The sequence below is a fragment of the Mesorhizobium sp. Root695 genome (genome assembly GCF_001428185.1).
In the GTDB taxonomy this organism is placed as follows: Bacteria; Pseudomonadota; Alphaproteobacteria; order Rhizobiales; family Rhizobiaceae; genus Mesorhizobium.
The window spans coordinates 67,551-86,202 of sequence record NZ_LMHO01000044.1; the positions used below are offsets into that span (position 1 = coordinate 67,551).

Genomic DNA, 18,652 nt, shown 5'->3' on the forward strand with positions numbered 1-18,652 from the left:
CCTACGGTCCTGACCGGGGCCAGAAACATTCTGGCAAGGGGCGTAAGCAGACGGGCATGGTTGTTGTTTCGCATTTCCTGAAATGGATCTACACCGCCAGGGTGTCGGAGCGCGCCGCCGCGGCCAGCGCGTTGGCCCGAGCCTATGTCAATTCCGACCTGCCATTCGAGGACCGCTGCGCCGCCGAGGCGGCGCTGACGCTGTTGCTCGACGATGCCTCGTCGAAGGTGCGCCTGGCGATGGCCGAGGCGCTGTCGATGAGCCACCACGCGCCATTGCAGATCATCAGCGTGCTTGCCTCCGACCAACCGGAAGTGGCCGGCGTGGTGCTGGCGCGCTCGCCGCTGCTTACCGACGCCGATCTGATCAACCGCGTGGCCTCAAGTCCGAAGGCGACGCAAAAATTGATCGCCGACCGGCCGCTCGTCTCGATGGCGCTGTCGGCGGCCATCGCCGAGATCGGCGAGGCGGAGGCCTGCGCCGTGCTGCTCGCCAACAGCGGCGCCGACATCGCTTCGCTCAGTTTCCGCCGCATGGCCGAACGGCACGGGCATCTGCCCTTGGTGCGCGAGGCGCTGATATCGGATGCCCGCCTGCCTGCCGACTGCCGGCACATGCTGCTCGTCAAACTCGGCGAGATGCTGAAAACGTCGCCACTGGTGATGGCATTGATGGGCGCGGCGCGAGCCGATCGCGTCATGCGCGACGCCTGCGTCAAGGCCTCGGTGACGCTGATCGAGGGTACGCGCCAGGAAGAACATGCGGCGCTGATCGAGCATCTCAGGCTGCGCGGCGATCTCACCGCGAGCTTTCTCATCCGCACCATCGCGCATGGCAAGGTCGATTTCTTCGGCTCGGCGATGGTCGCGCTCAGCCAGCAGTCCGAACAAAGGGTGAGGGCGCTGCTGGCCGGCGGGCACGATGTCGCCTTGCAGGCGTTGTTTCGCAGCGCGGGCCTCGCCGCGGCCACGCACGCCATCATCCTGCGCGCGCTGAAGATCTGGCGCGAAGTCGCCAACGGCAAGCGCGTCGCCGGTGTGCAGGAGGTCAGCTGGCTGATGCTCAAGGAAGTGGGCGGGCAATCCGCCGAGGGTGATCTTGCCGCGCTGGTCAAGTCGATCCATCTCGATGCGCTGCGCGAGAACGCGCGGGGCCACGCGCTGGCGATCGCGGCGGCCTAGCCTTTATCCCTCGCGAAGAAATCCGGAAAATCCTCCATCGCGGCGGCGATGATGCGCAGCGATGCCGCGATCTGCAGCATCTCGCCAGTGCCGTTTCGTTGGGCGATGCTCGCCGAATATTGGCGCGCGACGGCGACGGTCGAGGTCTGCTGATCACCGGGGGCGCGGAAGAGCAGTTCGCGCGCCAGCCCTCTTAGAAAGTTGGCAATCGAAAGCGCGGTCTCGGATGGGATGGCATGGCCCTGGCTTGCTCTACGCAGCCGCAGGATCTCCAGGCCGACGGTGACGGCGGCAACGCCGCCGCCCAGCACCGCGTCGCCCTTCCTGCCGGCGTTCTGCACCAGCGGCATCAACTGGTTGATGCGATCATAGGCGAGGCTCTCGAAGGCCGAACGCCTCGGCACGCGTTCATGCAGGCATAGCCGCGCCAGATCCTCGCGCATGGCGCGCACGATGCGGTTGGCCGCGAGCCATGGATCGGCGGGCAGCACGACGATGAAGACGCCGATCGCCAGCAGGATACCGACCAGGATCGAAGCCGAACCGGCAAAGAACGGGCCGGGATCGTAGGTCATCGCCTGATGCGGACTAAGGAAGGCGAGGAAGTTGATGGCGAAAGCCGTCGCCACGCCGACATAGCGCGGATTGGCCATGGCGAGCGCCGTCGGCACCAGGATGGGCACGACAAACAGCATGAACCAGCCGAAGCCGGGCAAGGCGGGCAGCGCGATCTGGCCGACGAGAAAGGCAAAGGGCAAAGCGAACAGCGTTCCTCTGAAGAAGCCCCAGGCCACCTGCACCGGGTCGGGGCGAGCGGCAAACAGGCTCGATACGACGGCAACGAGAATGACCGTGCCGGCCGCTTCCGACCATTTCGTCGTTAGCCAGAAGGCCGCGACCAGCAGCGTGGCAAGGGCAGCGCGCACGGCGTTGCGCGATGCGCCGGGGTAATCGCGATGCACCACCAGTGCAGGCTGCCTGCTGCCCTGGAGCGGGCGCGTGGCAGGCGCGCGCAAGGCGTCGAGGCCGCGCAGCACCTGCTTGAGCGCCTCGGCGAAATCGGCGGCGATGGTAAGGCGGGTGATGGTGCCGACCCTGTCGTCGCCCTGGTCAGTCGAGGCATCGGGCATTTGCCGAGCGTTTCCGGCAATCGCATCGAGCCGAGCCACCCACGGCGCCGTATCGTCCAACGCGCCGGGCTTTGTTGCCAGCTCGCTGACCAGCGACTGTAATTCCGAGCGTACCGGAATAAGCGCCGCATTCTTCGGGGCGGCGTGCGAATGCAGCGCGCGTGCCGCCGAGAGCGCCGAGAGCAGCTGTCCTATGGTGCGCCGGACCGGATGGGCGCGGGGCGCGAAGCTCGGCGCCTCGAGTCTGGCATAGGCGCGCATCTCGCCAAGCGTCTGTGTGTCGGCGACCAGCTTTCGGTGCAAGCCGGAGAGCGTTGCGGGATCGCCGCCGGAGAACGCTCCGCCGGCGTATGTCGCGAGATCGAGGATGCATCGTTTCAGGCGCGACACGATGGCGTCGCTGGCCAGTTTCGGCAGGATCAGCCGGCTGGTCAGGCCGGCGCAGACAATCCCGAGCACGATCTCGGCACAGCGCGCGACGGCGAGGTCGACGACGAGGTGCGGCTGTCCGAAGGCGGGCAGGCCGATGATCATCGCGGTGTAGCCGGCAAGTGCGGCACCATAGGCTTCGGGATTGCGCAGCAGCGACGAGACGAAGGTGCAAATGCCGATCCAGACGGCCAGCACCGTCACCAGCACCCAGGGACCGGTGCCGAACACCGTGGTGATGCCGATCGCCGCAACGCCGCCGACCAGCGTGCCGAGCAACCGGTAGAAGCCCTTCGCCAGCACCATGCCGGCAACCGGCTGGGCGACGATGAACACCGTCATCATGGCCCATTGCGGGTGGTCGAGCTTCAGCACGTAGGCGACCAGAAGCGCGATCAGGCCGGCCGAAACGGTGCGCAGGGAGAAAATCCAGTCCGAACGCGTCGGTTGCCTCAACCCGGCCAGACTGGTGTCGAAATAGGCTTTCAGCCGCGCCCAGATCACATGCCGGTCTCCGTATCAGAAGCGCAGGCTAGAGCAATTCCCGGAAAAGTGTGAAACGGTTTTCCTGCCGCAGAACAAAGAGCTAAACCGCTGGCGGCTAGATATCCAGCACTTCCGTCTCGGCGAATTCGGCGCGTTCCTGGATGAAGCGGAAGCGGGCCTCCGGCTTGGTGCCCATCAGCGCGTCGACCGCGTCCTTGGTAGCGGCCTCGGCGTCAATCACATCGATCCTGAGCAAGGTGCGCTTCCTCGGATCCATGGTGGTTTCCTTGAGCTGGGCGGCCATCATCTCGCCCAGACCCTTGAAGCGGCCGAGTTCCACCTTGCCGCGCCCGGTGAACTCGGTGCGCAAAAGCTCGTCCTTGTGCGCGTCGTCGCGGGCGTAGGCGACCTTGCCGCCCTGCCTGATAGAGTAAAGCGGTGGCACCGCGAGGTAGAGATGGCCGCCACGAACCAGCGCCGGCATCTCCTGGTAGAAGAAGGTGATCAGCAGAGAGGCGATGTGGGCGCCGTCGACGTCGGCGTCGGTCATGATGATGACGCGGTCGTAGCGCAAATCTTCGTCGCGGTATTTCGATCGCGTGCCGCAGCCGAGCGCCTGGATCAGGTCCGAGATCTGCTGGTTGCCGGCAAGCTTGTCGTTGCCGGCGCTGGCGACGTTGAGGATTTTTCCGCGCAGGGGAAGCACGGCCTGGCTGGCGCGGTCGCGCGCCTGCTTGGCAGAGCCGCCGGCCGAGTCACCTTCGACGATGAAGAGTTCGGCGCCGGCCGCGGCATTCTGCGTGCAGTCGGCGAGCTTGCCCGGAAGGCGCAATTTGCGCACCGCGCTCTTGCGCGACACCTCTTTTTCCTGGCGTCGGCGCACCCGTTCGTCGGCGCGTGCGATCACCCATTCGAGCAGCTTCGAGGCTTCCTGCGGGTTGTCGGCCAGCCAATGGTCGAACGGATCACGGATAGCGGTCTCGACAATTCGAATTGCCTCGATCGTCGCCAGCCTGTCCTTGGTCTGGCCGACGAATTCCGGCTCGCGGATGAACACCGACAGCATGCCTGCCGCCGAGATCATGACGTCTTCCGAGGTGACGATCGAGGCGCGCTTGTTGCCGACGAGATCGGCATAGGCGCGCAGGCCCCGCGTCAGCACGTTGCGGAAGCCGGCCTCGTGGGTGCCGCCTTCGCCGGTCGGGATGGTGTTGCAGTAGGAATTGATGAAGCCGTCGCCGCCGAACCAGGTCACCGCCCATTCAAGCGAGCCATGGCCACCTTGCTTGTCGCTTTTGCCGGCAAACATCTCGCGGGTGACCTGGAAGTCGTCGCCGAGCGATGCCTTGAGATAATCCTTCAGGCCGCCGGGAAAATGGAATTCAGCCTTGGCCGGCGTCTGATCCTTTTCCTTGATCAGTGACGGATCGCAGGTCCAACGGATCTCGACTCCGCCGAACAGATAGGCTTTCGAGCGCGTCATGCGGTAGAGCCGCGCCGGTTCGAACGCCGCGCCCTTGCCGAAAATCTGCTCGTCGGGGTGGAAGCGGATTTTCGTTCCGCGCCGGTTGTGGACCTCGCCCAATTGTTCCAGGCCGGTCACGGGAACGCCGCGAGAAAAGCGCTGGCGATAGAGCTGGCGGCCTCGTGCGACCTCGACCTCGAGATGATCCGACAGTGCGTTGACCACGGACACGCCGACGCCATGCAGGCCGCCCGATGTCTCGTAGACCTTGGAGTCGAACTTGCCGCCCGAATGCAGCGTCGTCATGATCACTTCGAGTGCAGGCTTCTTGAATTTCGGATGCGGATCGACCGGGATGCCGCGGCCATTGTCGGTGACGGCGAGATAGCCGTCGGCCGAGAGTTCGACATCGATGAAGGTGGCATGCCCGGCCACCGCTTCGTCCATCGAATTGTCGATGACCTCGGCGAACAGATGGTGCATCGCCTTGTCGTCGGTGCCGCCGATATACATGCCTGGCCGGCGGCGCACCGGCTCCAACCCTTCCAGCACCTCGATGTCGGCAGCGCTATAGCCTTCGCTGCCATCCTTTGTCGCGACAGGACGCTTGGTGGCCTGAACCAGCGGATCCGCCGGGCGCGCCGGCGTGCGAACCGGCTGAGGCTGCTTGTCCATATTGCCGAAGAGATCGTTGTTGTCGTCCATGTCTGCCATAGAGTTCGATGCTGCGAATCACCTCACGATACTGCCACGCTTTTCAGCGCCAAGCGACCGAGGTTCCTGTTCCGTTCAGGGATATGATCCCTCTTAACTCAAAACCATTCGATAACCAAGACGGCGGAAATAGGTCGGATACCGCCGCGCAAGATTCCTGATTCTTTAACAATGCCGCCTAGCGTGAGCCCAACAAAACAAGAAACTGCGGGCATCAGGGGTTTCGGCGTGAGGGGCAAGGCCATATCGATGATCGGCATCGCCGCCGTTTTTGGCGCGATCTCGATCTTTGCCGCGGATTTCTGGGTCAAAAGCCAGGCCAAGGCCGATTCCGAAGAGAAGACGGCGTCGATCCCGGCACCTGTTGTGCCCAGGGTAGAGTTCAAGACCATCGTGGTGGCGAATGCGCCGCTGCGTTACGGCATGGAACTCGACCGGGCGCAGCTTAGCGAAATTCCGTGGTCGGAAGGGTCCGTGCCGAAGGGCGCCTTCGCCACCATCAATGCGTTGCTCGCCGACGGCAGCCGCGTGGTGCTGTCGCCGATCGAAGTCAACGAACCGGTGCTGCTGACCAAGCTGTCCGGGCCAAATGGCCGCGCGACGCTTTCCAACATGATGACGCCCGGAATGCGGGCGGTGACCATCCGCACCGACGAAATCGCCGGGGTCGGCGGCTTCGTCACGCCGGGCGACCGGGTTGATGTCGTGCTGACACGCGATGCCGGCGAAATCCAGGAGGTGGCCAAGAACGCACAGGGCGCTGCCGGTTCCACCATCACCTCCGAGATCGTTGTCGCCGATGCCAAGGTGCTGAGCGTCGGGCAGGGCGCCGACGAGCGTCAGACGACGCCGCAGATTTCCAATTCCGTGACTATCGAGGTGACGACCGACGGCGCGCAGAAAGTGGCACTTGCCCGCACCGTCGGCACCTTGTCCTTGTCGCTTCGGTCCTCCAGCGAAGGCGGAGACGACAAGAACGGCGTCACCACCATCTCTTCCTTCGGTGGATCGGTCGCCTCGAATGTGCAGGCCGCGGCCGGCTCATTGTTCGATGCCGCCACCAAGGAGCCGGAGAAACCGAAGTTCAAGACGGTCATCGTGACGCGCGGCACAAAGGCCGAGGAATACCAGGTTCCTTCGCGGGACCAGAAATAGAAGCCAGTGGGGACTGGGTGAGGGACGGGACAATGTTCGGGCTGATCACATATCAGGTCATGGGACGGTTGCGCGTTTTGCGCACCGTGGCCGTCGCGACTTCGCTGGCTGCCGCCGCGATGCTGGCCTTTGGCACCTCAGCCAGGGCCGACAACGACATCGTCTATGTATCGTCGACCAAGAATGCGTCGATCAAGGTTGCCAAGGGCAAGCCGAAGACGATCATGACGAGTGCCGCCTTCTACCAGATCGTTATCGGCGATCCGGAGATCGCCAACGTCAATCCGCTGACTGACAAGTCCTTCTACGTGCTCGGCAACAATCTCGGCACCACCGGTATTGCACTGTTCGATGAGAAGAAGCAGCTTGTCGGCACCGTCGACATCGAGGTGACGCTCGACACCGACCAACTGGCCAGCACCATTCGCGCCAGCGTACCGGATGCCAGGATCAAGGTTGGCTCGGCCAATGGCCGTGTCGTGCTGTCTGGCGAGGCGGATGACGCCGTCGCCGCTGAAAAGGCAAACAAGATCGCGACGCGCTTTTCCGGCAACGAGGAAGTGATCAACTCGGTCAACATCTCGTCGTCGCAGCAGGTTCAGCTCAATGTTCGCTTCGTCGAGATCAACCGGCAGGCGGGCCAGGACCTGGGCGCCAAGTACGCCGCCAATTTCGCCTATGGCATCGGCGGACGCGATGTGACGATCGATCCGGGTACGGTGCCGACCGCCGGCACCGGCGAGATCATCGGTCGGCTTTTGTCGAACGGCGTCTCGATCGATATCGCCATCAAGGCGCTGGAGGAGCGTGGTCTCGCCCGCCGGTTGGCCGAGCCGAACCTGATCGCCCGATCCGGCCAGACGGCGAGCTTCCTCGCCGGCGGAGAATTCCCGATCCCGGTCTCCGAGGACAACGGCAAGATCTCGGTCAGTTACAAGAAATACGGCGTCAGCCTGGATTTCACGCCGACCGTCCTGAAGGACGGGCTGGTCAGCCTGGACATCGCGCCGGAAGTCTCCTCGATCGACGCTTCGGCTTCCTACAATATCGGCACCATCTCGGTTCCCGGCTTCATTGTGCGCCGTGCCAGGACGTCGGTCGACCTGAAGAACGGCCAGAGCTTCATGATCGCCGGATTGCTGCAGTCGCAAAACGACATCACCACGTCGCGCATTCCCGGTCTCGGCAAGATGCCGGTGCTTGGGGCGCTGTTCTCCTCGAAGTCCTATCAGCGGCGCGAGACCGACCTGGTCATTATCGTCACCCCCTATCTGGTCAAGCCGGTCGATCCGTCGAAGAAGCTCGTCGAGCCGATCGACGGCACGCAGCCGGCCAGCAATGCCGACTATTTTCTCAACAACACCGAGGAAGTGAAGACGTCCGACACCAACCGCGCGTTGGCAATGGCCGACGGCAGCATCGCGCAGCCGGCTGCCGTCACCACGGTCGGGCATTTCCTCGACCTGCCGAAGGACTGAAGTCATGCGCCTGGTTTTGAGATCGAGCATCGCCTTGCTGCTGGCAGGTTTTGCCGCCGGCTGCACCAGCGACGACTATGTGCGCAGCGAAGGGCTGACGACCGGCGCGGGCGAGGCGCAGGCCGCCAACACCGTCATGCAGATGGTCGATCCCTGGAAATACGGGGTCCAGAACACCAGACTTCTGGTGCCGGCCCAGCGAGGCAGCGCGGCGGCCGTCACACCCGATCAGGCAGCCGATGCGAAGGCGTCGCAGTCCACCACGAGCAACTGATTCAACGGGCAACTGGTCCAACGGGCGACCTGACAGGCTGACAGAATGGCAAACGGCATCAAGACCAGGAAGATCTTGCTCGTATCGACCGACAGGACCTTTGTGCAGGACACGCGAACCGCATTCGCCGCCTCCGAGATCATCCAGCTCTCGACAGTGGAGAAGAATGTCACCGAGCTGCGCGGCGAGATCCAGGAGGCCGACTTCGGCGCCATCATCGTCGACATGGATGCTGCAAGACTGGAGGAGGTCGAGTCGCTGCAGCGCATCATGCGCCGGCTCGAGGACAAGGTGCCGGTCGTCGTCGTCACGCAGGAGTTCAACGCGGCCGCGGTGCGCATTCTGGTGCAGCTCAAGGTCGCGGATTTCCTGGTCAAGCCGATCACCACCGCCGATCTCGTGCGCTCCGTGGTGCGGGCGCTGCAGGGACCCGGGCGCGAGGAAAATACCGAGTCGCAGATCTACACCTTCATGCCGGCCGCGGGCGGCGTCGGCACCACGACGCTGGCGTTGCAAACCGCATTCCAGCTGCATCATTCGGTAACGCGCGGTGCCTCGACCTGCGTCGTCGACCTCAATTTCCAGCAGGGCGCCTGCGCCGAATATCTCGACCTCGAACCGCGCTTCGACATCACCGAGATCGAGAACCAGCCCGAACGCCTCGACCGCCAACTGCTCGATGTGATGCTGTCTAAGCACGCGAGCGGGCTCTGTGTGCTGGCGGCACCGACGCATCCGTCGGAAATGCGCTCGTTCAAGACCGATGTCGTGGTGCGCATGCTGGACCTCGTTTCGGCCTATTTCGACAATGTCGTCATCGACATGCCACGCACCTGGTTTCCGTGGACGGAGACCGTGCTGCTCGGTTCCAACAAGCTCTACATCGTCGCCGAAATGACGGTGCCGTGCCTGCGCCATACACAGCGGCTGATCCAGGCGGTCTACGAGACCGCCGGCAAAGAAGTGAAGCCGAACGTCATCGTCAATCGCTTCGAACAGAAGATGTTCGACAACGGCATCAAGCAAGCGGACGTCCAGGAAATCCTCGGCGAGCATTTCGTCGGTGGTATCGCCAACAACTACCGGCTGGTGCGCGAGGCGGTCGATCGCGGCGTGCCGTTGCACGAGATCGATCCGAACGCCAATGTCATCAACGATCTGAAGAAGATCATCCTGCCGGAGGAGGCGGTCCCAACCCGGGCGAAATCGCGCTCGTTGTTTGGCATGGGCCGTGGATTGCTGAAGAGGAAAGCCGGATGACCAGCCGTTTCTCCACCCTGCAGAACCGCGATGCGCGCCCGCAGCGCACTGCCGAGCCAATGCCGGTCGCCCATCATGCCGTCGTCATTCCGACGAACCGAAAGGCGTTGCCGGTCAAGCCTGAAGCCGCACCGGCGAAGAATGCCAACAAGGTGCTCGATGCGCGCGTGCGCATCCACCGGCTGCTGCTCGAGGAGATCAATCTTGTCGCTCTGGAGCGTCTTCCCAAGGATGAGATGCGCCGGCAAGTGCATGATTTCGTGTCGGAAAAGACCAAGCAGGAGCGGATGGCGATCAACACCGTCGAGCTTGATGCGCTGGTCGACGACATCGTCGACGAGATGGTCGGTCTCGGTCCGCTCGAGCCGCTGCTGAAGGACCCCGACATCAACGACATCCTGATCAACGGCCACCTGAACTGCTTTGTCGAAAAGAAGGGCAAGCTGCAGCCGGTCCACATTCCGTTCAAGGACGAGGCGCATCTCTTGCGCATCGTCAACAAGATCGTTGCCGCGGTCGGCCGTCGTGTCGACGAATCGCAGCCGATGGTCGATGCACGCATGCTGGACGGCTCGCGTTTCAACGCAGCCATCCGTCCGGTTGCGGTTGACGGTCCGCTGGTGTCGATCCGCAAATTCTCCAAGAACAAGCTCGGCCTGCATAAACTGGTCGAATTCGGCGCCATCACCCAGAACATGGCCGAAGTGCTGGCGGCGGCCGTGCATGCCCGCAAGACGACGATCATTTCGGGCGGCACCGGTACCGGCAAGACGACCATGCTGAATGCGCTGTCGGCCTTCATTCCGGAAGATGAACGGCTGATCACCATCGAGGACGCGGCCGAGCTGCAATTGCAGCAGCCGCATGTCGCGCGCATGGAAACGCGTCCGGCCAACATCGAAGGCCATGGCGAGCTGAAGCAACGCGACCTCGTCAAGAACGCGCTGCGCATGCGTCCCGACCGCGTCATCCTCGGCGAGTGCCGCGGCGAGGAAGCCTTCGACATGCTGCAGGCGATGAACACCGGTCACGAAGGGTCGATGGCGACCATCCATGCCAACACGCCGCGCGACGCCATCTCGCGGCTTGAGCAGATGCTTGGCATGACCGGCATGCCGATGACGGTGCAGTCCATCCGCAGCCAGATCGCCAGCGCGCTCGACCTGATCGTCCAGCTGACGCGCCTGTCCGACGGCAAGCGCAAGGTGACCAGCGTCGCCGAGGTGACCGGCATGGAAGGCGATGTCATCCAGATGCAGGAGATCTTCCGCTTCGTGCGTACCGGCATGGAGGCCGACGGCAAGATCCTCGGCTACTACGAGGCAACCGGCATCCGGCCGCGGTTCCTCGAGGATCTGCGCGCCATGGGTATCGAGTTTCCCGGACGATATTTCGAACCCGGCCGGCCGCAGGAGTAGCCAACGTGTTCGACGGACTCAGCGCGATCTATGTCGTCTATGCCGCGGCAGCACTGACCGGCATACTGATCGCCGAGGCCTGCTATCTGCTTTATGCCGGCCGCAGCGACAAGCGCACCGCCATCAACCGGCGCATGAAGCTGCAGGAAAACAAGATCAGCCAGGAGCAGGTGCTCGTCCAGCTGCGCAAGGAGCGGGGCCTTGATGCGGGTACGCCGCTGTTTTCGCCGGACCGGTTTCGCGCTCTGCGAACCCAGTCGGGCATGATCATGCCGCTGTCGAAGTTCCTGATGATCACCAGCGGCGTGGCATTCGCCGCTGGTCTGGTCGCCATCTGGTATGGCTTGCCGCCGCTGATGGGGCTTGTGCTGTTTGTGGTGCTTGTGCCGATTCTGCCGGTGATGACGCTGCGTTTCAAGCGCAACCGCCGGCTGAAGCGGTTCGGCATGCAGCTGCCGGAGGCACTGGAACTGATCACGCGTGGCCTGAAGGCCGGCCATCCAGTGCCGGTGGCGATCGCCATGGTCGCGCGCGAGATGCCCGACCCGATCGGCACCGAGTTCGGCGTCATCGCCGATGAAGTGACCTACGGATCGGATCTGGTTTCGGCGTTGAACTCGCTGTTCGAACGGGTCGGCCATGAGGACCTGCCGCTGTTCATCACCGCCGTTTCGATCCAGAGCAGCTCGGGCGGCAACCTGCGCGAGATCCTTGATGGCCTGGCGCTGACGATCCGCGAGCGCGGCAAGCTGCGCCGCAAGGTGCGCGCCATTTCGACCGAAGGCCGCATGTCGGCCTACATCCTGACGGCGATACCGGCGCTGCTGTTTGCCGCCATCATGGCGCTGATGCCGGGCTTCTACCGTGATGTCTGGGGCGAGCCGAAGACCTGGTACCTGATTGGCGGCTCGATCACCTGGCTGATGCTGGGCAATCTGATGATGTTCAAGATGTCGAATTTCCGGTTCTGACATGCAGGGCTTGATCGAATTCCTCGCCTCGCTTGCGCCGACCTCGTTGATGCCGGTGGCCATCCTGCTGCTGGCCATGGGCGCAGTCGCGGTTGCCTGGCCGATGGTGACGGCGAAGGGCGACCGCAACGAGGTCATGCGTCGGCTCAAGATCGGCGACGGTCCCGCGGCGGCAAAACCAGAGCCGGTGCAGAAGAGGAACGCCGGTATCGTGCGTGAGAAGGCGGTGAAGCGGGCGCAGGAATTCTACGCCAAGAGCGATCCGGAAAATGTCGCCAGGCTGCGCATGAAGCTCATCCAGGCGGGCTACATGGAGCCCCGCGCCGTCGGCATGTTTTTCCTTGTCCGGTTCACAGCCATGATCGGCACGGCAATCGGTGTCTTTGTACTCAACCAGTGGATGGCCAGCCCGGACGCGACGATGGCCAGCCGCTGGACGTTCGTCATCCTGTCGGGAGCAGCGGGCTACTTTCTGCCTGGTCTGGTGCTGACCCAGAAGGTGCGGGAAAAGAGGCGCGAATACCGCAACGGCTTTCCCGATTTCATGGATCTGATGATTGTCTGCTCGGACGCCGGCATGAGCATGGAGGCCGGCATCGAGCGCGTCTCGAAGGAGCTCGCCAAGACTTATCCGGCGCTCAGCCAGAACTTGCAGCTTGTGTCGCTCGAGTTGAGGGCAGGGCGCAGCCTCGACGACGCGCTGAAGGCGCTCGCCGACCGCCTCAGCCTGGACGAAGTGCGTTCCTTCGCCACGCTGCTGCAACAGTCCAAGGAACTCGGCACCAGCCTGTCGGGGGCGCTGCGCGTCTTTTCCGACGAAATGCGCCACAAGCGCATGTCGCTGGCCGAGGAAAAGGCGCACGCCCTGCCGGCCAAGATGTCTGTGCCGGTAACGGTCTGCATCCTGCCGGTGGTGCTGATGATTGCGATCATCCCGATTATCGTCAAAATGACGGCTGCGCATTAGCAAGCGCCCCACGAAAGTACTGGCGAGGGGCTGACAACCCATTGTCCTGCCCGAACTCGGCCCTGCGACGTGAGAAGCCCATGCGAATGCTGTTGCGTACTCTGTTCCTCGGCCTCGCCGCCGCCGGCCTGTCGCCCGCCTGGGCCGCGGCCGACGATTGCGGCGATGCTGCCGCCTTGGTGCAGCAGGCCTATCCCAAGGCTCGAAAGAGCGCTGACGGCGCCTCGTTCACGCTTGAACCCCATATCTGCATCGCCCTGGCGGATGCCGATACGCCATTTGTCCTGGTCTGTAAGATCTGGCCCGCCCATGACGATCTGCTGTTGGTCGCGGTGCCGCTGACCGACAGCGCCCAATCCAGTGACGACGGGCATGTCGGCGATATCGAGCTTCTGGTCGTCGACAAGAACAGCCTGCAGGTGCGCCAGCGCCTGCTCGAGCCAGGGCTGATCACCGATGATGCCATAGCCATCCGCAAGATCGAACTCGATACCGGCCGCTACCGGCTGGCGCCCAAGGTCTCCGCCTTCGGCCTGCGCGTCGAAATCGCAAACCATTCGCAGGCCAACCCCTTCAGCGAAACCGACCTGCGGCTCTATGCCCTCGACGGCGATGCATTGCGGTTGGTGCTCGACGGCCTCGTCGTGGCCGGCAATGGCGGCGAAGGCGATGCCAATTGTGCGGGATCCTTTCATTCGAGCCAGGTCAGCCTAGCAATGAGCCCGGTGAGCCATCACGGCTGTCACGACATCTCAGTGGCCGAGCGGACGGATACCGATAACCCGTCTCCCGACAAGGATGGTGAGTGCCAGTCTCGTCCCGGCAAGCCGGTGAACCGGACCTACCGGCTGCGCTATGATGGCAACCTCTATCCGGTTCCCGAGGCACTCAAAGTCATGGGGCCGTGAAAAGGCCGCTCGCGTCCCTGGTGCAGGGGTTCTCTCGGGAATAAGTCTTCATCTCGCGCCTGGTGGTTAATGGCTGGTGTGCCCGAAACGAAATTTTAGTGGCGTTTCGGCACCGAAGTTTAATCGCCGCTCATGTAATGTGTTTCCTGAAGAACGACCCGGCAAATCGGGCGATGAGGCAGGGGCATGCGTCACAGTAATTTCACTGCAATGGCCGCGATAGCGGCCGTCTTGATGATGTCTGGTTGTACGACAAGCGGGGTCGACACCACCAAGACCACCGCCATCCAACCGGCGGCAAAAGACGTCGATACCTCCGATCTGGCGCAAGGCAAGGCGCAGTTTCGCGATGCCAATTACGGCCTTGCCGAAAAGCACTTTCGCAAGGCCGTCGAGTTGAAGGCCGACAATGCGGAGGCCTGGATGGGGCTCGCTGCTTCCTACGACGAGCTCGGCCGCTTCGACTTCGCCGATCGTGCCTACAGCCAGCTTTTGAAAGTCGCCGGCCGCAAGCCGCAGATCGTCAACAACATGGGCTATTCGCAACTGCTGCGCGGCAATCGCAAGAAGGCCAAGGCGCTGTTGCTCGAAGCGAAGGCCGGCATGGCCGATCCCACCGTCGTCAACGCCAACCTCGCTCTCTTGAACAAGGGTTGATCCGGTCGTCGCGTTCTAGGTCCGGTTTCGGGACATAAGGCATCGACGCTTTGTAAACCCTATCGGCAGGTTGCGTCGAAAGATCGGCTCCAAAACCATGTCTGAGGGCTGCCGCTGACCTAGAATGCGGCGTAACCGCCGACGCTCGAGAGGCCCTTGCCCGATATGCTGGACTTCAGTTCGCTCCTGCTCGCAGCCGCGCTGTCGGGCATCTGCCTCAGCGTCACCATGTTTGCGATCTGGTTCACCGCGCCCAAGGCAGGCTTCGTGCTGACGGTGGCGTGCGGCATTCTGGTGCTCGTCGCGCATGTGATCCTGTTCTGGCGATACACCAAGGATCCTGACCCGCTGCTTTGCCAGATCGTGCTTGCGCTGCTCAGCCTGGGATTTCTGATCCTCTGCGTGTCGGCCATGCAATATCTGGGCGTGCCCGGCTACAGACGCGCCATTGCACCTGTGCTTGCCGCCATGGCCATCTGTGCCACTGTCACCTTCCTGGGGCTTGACGGCGTCGGCTTCATCGTCACCTACGCCACTGTAACGGCGCTGCTGTCGGCGATAGGCATCATGTTCTGGATCAACGGCAGTCACGATCGCCGCATCCTGCTGGTGGTTTCATTTCTGAGCGGCACCTGCGCGGTGTCGTTTGCGCTCTGCGGCGTGGTTCTGCTGACCAAGGGGCAATGGACGCTGGCGGTCGCGCCCGACAACTGGGCCGAACGACTGAATTCCGCCGTGGCAGTGGCCTGCATGACCGGGCTCGGCGCATTGACGCTCTCCCTCCATCATCTGCAGGCGCAGATCGAGTTGAAGGCAGAGACCATGACCGATCCGCTGACGGGGCTGATGAACCGTCGAGGGCTGATGTCACTCTACGGCGAGCGGAGTTTCGGCCCGTTCATGGCGATCGTCATGTTCGACCTCGACCATTTCAAGCGCACCAACGACGTCTACGGTCACCCGGTCGGGGATCAGGTTCTCTGCCGCTTCGCCGCCGTCATCAAGAGATATGCCAGGACCGGTGTCGACGCTTTTCGCCTGGGCGGCGAGGAGTTCGCAATCGTCATGTCGCGGATGACGGAAGAGCGGGCCTATGATCTCGCCAGCAAGATCGGCGTTGCCTTCGGCACCGAAATCGTTCCCACCCAACTCGGCAAGTTGCGCAGCACAGTCAGCGGCGGCATCGGTTTTGGCGAGGCAGTCGGCAGCAGCCTCGACGCGGTGCTCGCCGAGGCAGACGCGGCACTCTACGCGGCCAAGCGTGCCGGGCGAAATTGCGTCATCAGCCGCAAGAGGATGGCCAAGGCCGAGCCGATCAAGCCGGCCTTGCGCTCTGCCTAATTATTCCGCCGCACCCAGATAGTCCGACAGGGGCGGGCACGAGCAGACCAGGTTGCGGTCGCCGGCGACATTGTCGATTCGTGACACCGGCGGCCAGTATTTGGCTGCCGCGTCGGCGTCGCCGGCGGGATAGGCCGCCTCCAGGCGCGAGTAGGGATGGGTCCACTGGGCGGCCAGTGCCTCGGCGGCCGTGTGCGGCGCGTTGACCAGCGGATTATCGGCCAAAGGCCATTCGCCCCTGGCGACTTTCGACGCTTCGCCTGCGATGGCGATCATCGCCTCGCAGAAGCGGTCCAGTTCCCGTTTGGGCTCGGATTCGGTCGGCTCCACCATCAGCGTGCCGGCGACCGGGAAGGACATGGTCGGCGCGTGAAAACCATAGTCGATCAGGCGCTTGGCGACATCGTCGACACTGATGCCTGCGCTGTCCTTGAGCACGCGGGTGTCGAGGATGCATTCATGCGCGACGCGTCCCTGCCTGCCCTTGTAGAGCACCGGGAAATGCGCACCGAGCCGCGTCGCGATGTAGTTGGCGGACAGGATCGCCGTTTCAGTCGCTTGCTTGAGGCCCGACGCGCCCATCATGCGGATGTACATCCAGGTGATCGGCAGGATCGAAGCGCTGCCGAAGGGGGCGGCGGACACCGCATGGCGCGAACCTTCGGTGACATGGCCGGGCAGGTAGGCCTTCAAATGCGCCTTGACGCCGATCGGACCGACGCCGGGACCGCCGCCGCCATGCGGGATGCAGAAGGTCTTGTGCAGGTTCATGTGGCAGACATCGGCGCCGATGTCGCCGGGACGGGCAAGCCCGACCAGCGCGTTGAGGTTGGCGCCGTCGAAATAGACCTGGCCGCCATGTTCATGGATGAGCGCGCAGAGATCGCGCGCGCCTTCCTCGAACACGCCATGCGTCGAGGGATAGGTGAACATCAGCGCCGCGAGGTTTTGCGCATGCTCAGCCGCCTTGGCCTTCATGTCGTCCATGTCGATGTTGCCGTCTTCGGTGCAGCGCACGACGACGACGCTCATGCCGGCCATCGCCGCGCTTGCCGGATTGGTGCCATGCGCCGAGGAAGGGATCAGGCAGACGGTGCGGTGGTTGTCACCGCGTGAGCGGTGATAGCCGCGAATGGCGAGCAGTCCGGCATATTCACCCTGGCTGCCGGCATTGGGCTGCAAGGTGACCGCGTCGAAGCCGGTGATCTCCGACAGCCAGCCTTCCAGCTCGCCGATCATGGCGCGGTAGCCGGCCGAGTGCGCAGCCGGGGCGAAAGGATGCAGGTTGGCGATGCTTGGCCAGCTCACCGGCATCATCTCGGCGGCGGCGTTGAGCTTCATGGTGCAGGATCCGAGCGGGATCATGGCGCGATCGAGTGCCAGGTCCTTGTCGGCCAGCCGGCGCAGGAAGCGCATCATCTCGGTTTCCGACTTGTTTTCGTGGAAAACAGGCTGTGTCAGGAACTCCTTGCCGCGCGGCTTGCCGGGCATCGTGCTGGCGGCTGAGGAACCAGCCTTGGCGCCGAACAGGGCCGCGATCGCATCGAGATCGGCATCGGTCGAGGTCTCATCGAAGCTGATGCCGACATGGTCGGCATCGATGATGCGCAGCAGCCGGCCGGTCTTTTCGGCCGCGGCGGCGATCTGCGCCGCCTTGCCCTTGGTCTCCACGGTCACCGTGTCGAAACGGCTGGCGCCGATCACCGACGCACCTGCCGCTTCAAGGCCGCTTGCCAGCCGGTTGGCCAGTGCATGGATGCGCCCGGCAATCGCCTGCAGCCCAGCGGGGCCGTGCCAGATGGCATAGGCGGTCGCCATGTTGGCGAGGAGCGCCTGCGCCGTGCAGATGTTGGAGGTCGCCTTGTCGCGGCGGATATGCTGCTCGCGTGTCTGCAAGGCAAGCCGGTAGCCGGGCCGGCCCTTGCTGTCAGTGGATTGGCCGACCAGGCGGCCGGGCATCAACCGCGTCAACTTGTCGGAGACGGCGCAATAGGCCGCGTGCGGGCCGCCAAAGCCCATCGGCACGCCGAAGCGCTGCATCGGGCCGACCGCAATGTCGGCGCCAAGCTTGGCCGGCGCATCGGCCAGCGTCAGTCCGAGCGGGTCGGCGATGAAGACGACGATGGCGCCGGTCGCGCGCGCCTTGTCGATCGCCGCCTTATGGTCGCCATAGACGCCAAACGTATCCGGCCAGGAGACGAGCAGGGCGGCGGTGTTGTCGTCGATCGTCTCACCATCGATCTCGATGCCGAGCGGCTCGGCGCGCGTGCGCACCACGTCCAGTGTCTGCGGATGCGGCGTGCCGGCAAGCGCGATCTTGGTGCGCTTGTCGCGGTGATGGCGCAGCGCAATGCCGACCGCTTCGGCGACGGCGGTTGCTTCATCAAGCAGCGAGGCCGACGCCACCGGCAGGCCGGTCAGTTCGGTGACCAGCGTCTGGAAGTTGAACAGCATTTCGAGCCGGCCCTGGCTGATCTCGGCCTGATAGGGCGTGTAGGCCGTGTACCAGGCCGGGTTCTCAAACAGGTTGCGCTGGATCACCGGCGGCACATGGACGCCATGATAGCCGGCACCGATGAAGCTCTTCAGCACGGTATTCCCGGCCATCGTCGCTGAAAGCTCGGCCAGCGCTTCCGCCTCGCTCGCCGGTGCTGGCAAGGCAAGCGGCCGATCGAGCCGGATCGACTTCGGCACGGACTGGCTGATCAGCGTCTCGATCGAGGGTACGCCGATGGCGGCCAGCATCGCTCTGGTGTCATTGAGGCCGGGGCCGATATGGCGGGCCGAGAAAGGGTAGGGTGCTGCGGTCATGTCTTTC

At 63.7% G+C, this 18,652-nt stretch carries 14 protein-coding genes; 11 read left to right on the plus strand and 3 right to left on the minus strand.

What is annotated here, in order from left to right:
• Window positions 1-56 precede the first annotated feature (56 nt).
• On the plus strand, window positions 57-1,181 hold the full coding sequence (locus ASD99_RS28280) for a DUF2336 domain-containing protein (RefSeq protein WP_056582090.1): 1,125 nt from the start codon (window positions 57-59) through the stop codon (window positions 1,179-1,181).
• On the opposite strand, the gene ASD99_RS28285 is transcribed toward ASD99_RS28280, so the two are convergent.
• Both ASD99_RS28285 and parE read right to left on the minus strand, forming a co-directional pair.
• Window positions 1,178-3,244 (minus strand): FUSC family protein, encoded by a 2,067-nt coding sequence (locus ASD99_RS28285; RefSeq protein WP_057145629.1) that lies wholly within the window; start codon window positions 3,242-3,244, stop codon window positions 1,178-1,180. The two genes, ASD99_RS28280 and ASD99_RS28285, sit on opposite strands and share 4 nt — an antisense overlap.
• 97 nt (window positions 3,245-3,341) lie before the next feature.
• Complete coding sequence (gene parE / locus ASD99_RS28290) at window positions 3,342-5,396, minus strand: DNA topoisomerase IV subunit B (protein ID WP_056582389.1); 2,055 nt, start codon at window positions 5,394-5,396, stop codon at window positions 3,342-3,344.
• Window positions 5,397-5,633: 237 nt separating this feature from the next.
• On the opposite strand from parE, the gene cpaB reads away from it, so the two are divergent.
• The 10 genes from cpaB to ASD99_RS28340 all read left to right on the plus strand — a co-directional run bounded on the left by cpaB (window position 5,634) and on the right by ASD99_RS28340 (window position 15,834).
• Window positions 5,634-6,560 carry a Flp pilus assembly protein CpaB gene (gene cpaB / locus ASD99_RS28295; protein WP_244482729.1) on the plus strand — a complete coding sequence of 309 codons (927 nt, stop codon included), beginning with the start codon at window positions 5,634-5,636 and terminating at the stop codon, window positions 6,558-6,560.
• Between the two features lie 59 nt (window positions 6,561-6,619).
• Window positions 6,620-8,038, plus strand: a complete 1,419-nt coding sequence (locus tag ASD99_RS28300) for a type II and III secretion system protein family protein (RefSeq protein WP_413813964.1) — start codon at window positions 6,620-6,622, stop codon at window positions 8,036-8,038.
• A 4-nt stretch (window positions 8,039-8,042) separates the two neighbouring features.
• Complete coding sequence (locus tag ASD99_RS28305) at window positions 8,043-8,312, plus strand: hypothetical protein (protein WP_056582098.1); 270 nt, start codon at window positions 8,043-8,045, stop codon at window positions 8,310-8,312.
• 45 nt (window positions 8,313-8,357) lie between these two features.
• The gene (locus tag ASD99_RS28310) at window positions 8,358-9,572 is read left to right on the plus strand and encodes an AAA family ATPase (protein ID WP_056582099.1); all 1,215 of its coding nucleotides are present in this window, start codon (window positions 8,358-8,360) and stop codon (window positions 9,570-9,572) included.
• Complete coding sequence (locus tag ASD99_RS28315; protein WP_056582101.1) at window positions 9,569-10,990, plus strand: CpaF family protein; 1,422 nt, start codon at window positions 9,569-9,571, stop codon at window positions 10,988-10,990. The genes ASD99_RS28310 and ASD99_RS28315 overlap by 4 nt, the downstream gene beginning before the upstream one ends.
• A gap of 5 nt (window positions 10,991-10,995) precedes the next feature.
• Window positions 10,996-11,961, plus strand: coding sequence for a type II secretion system F family protein (locus tag ASD99_RS28320; protein ID WP_056582102.1), 966 nt, complete (start codon window positions 10,996-10,998; stop codon window positions 11,959-11,961).
• A 1-nt stretch (window position 11,962) separates the two neighbouring features.
• A complete protein-coding gene (locus tag ASD99_RS28325) occupies window positions 11,963-12,928 on the plus strand; it encodes a type II secretion system F family protein (RefSeq protein ID WP_057145633.1) in 966 nt (321 codons plus the stop codon).
• Window positions 12,929-13,014: 86 nt separating this feature from the next.
• A complete protein-coding gene (locus ASD99_RS28330) occupies window positions 13,015-13,836 on the plus strand; it encodes a hypothetical protein (protein WP_082583448.1) in 822 nt (273 codons plus the stop codon).
• Between the two features lie 186 nt (window positions 13,837-14,022).
• On the plus strand, window positions 14,023-14,493 hold the full coding sequence (locus ASD99_RS28335; protein WP_056582108.1) for a hypothetical protein: 471 nt from the start codon (window positions 14,023-14,025) through the stop codon (window positions 14,491-14,493).
• 165 nt (window positions 14,494-14,658) lie between these two features.
• The gene (locus tag ASD99_RS28340; RefSeq protein ID WP_057145636.1) at window positions 14,659-15,834 is read left to right on the plus strand and encodes a GGDEF domain-containing protein; all 1,176 of its coding nucleotides are present in this window, start codon (window positions 14,659-14,661) and stop codon (window positions 15,832-15,834) included.
• On the opposite strand, the gene gcvP is transcribed toward ASD99_RS28340, so the two are convergent.
• Window positions 15,835-18,645, minus strand: a complete 2,811-nt coding sequence (gene gcvP, locus ASD99_RS28345; RefSeq protein WP_057145637.1) for an aminomethyl-transferring glycine dehydrogenase — start codon at window positions 18,643-18,645, stop codon at window positions 15,835-15,837. It lies immediately after the preceding gene.
• Between the last annotated feature and the right edge of the window lie 7 nt (window positions 18,646-18,652).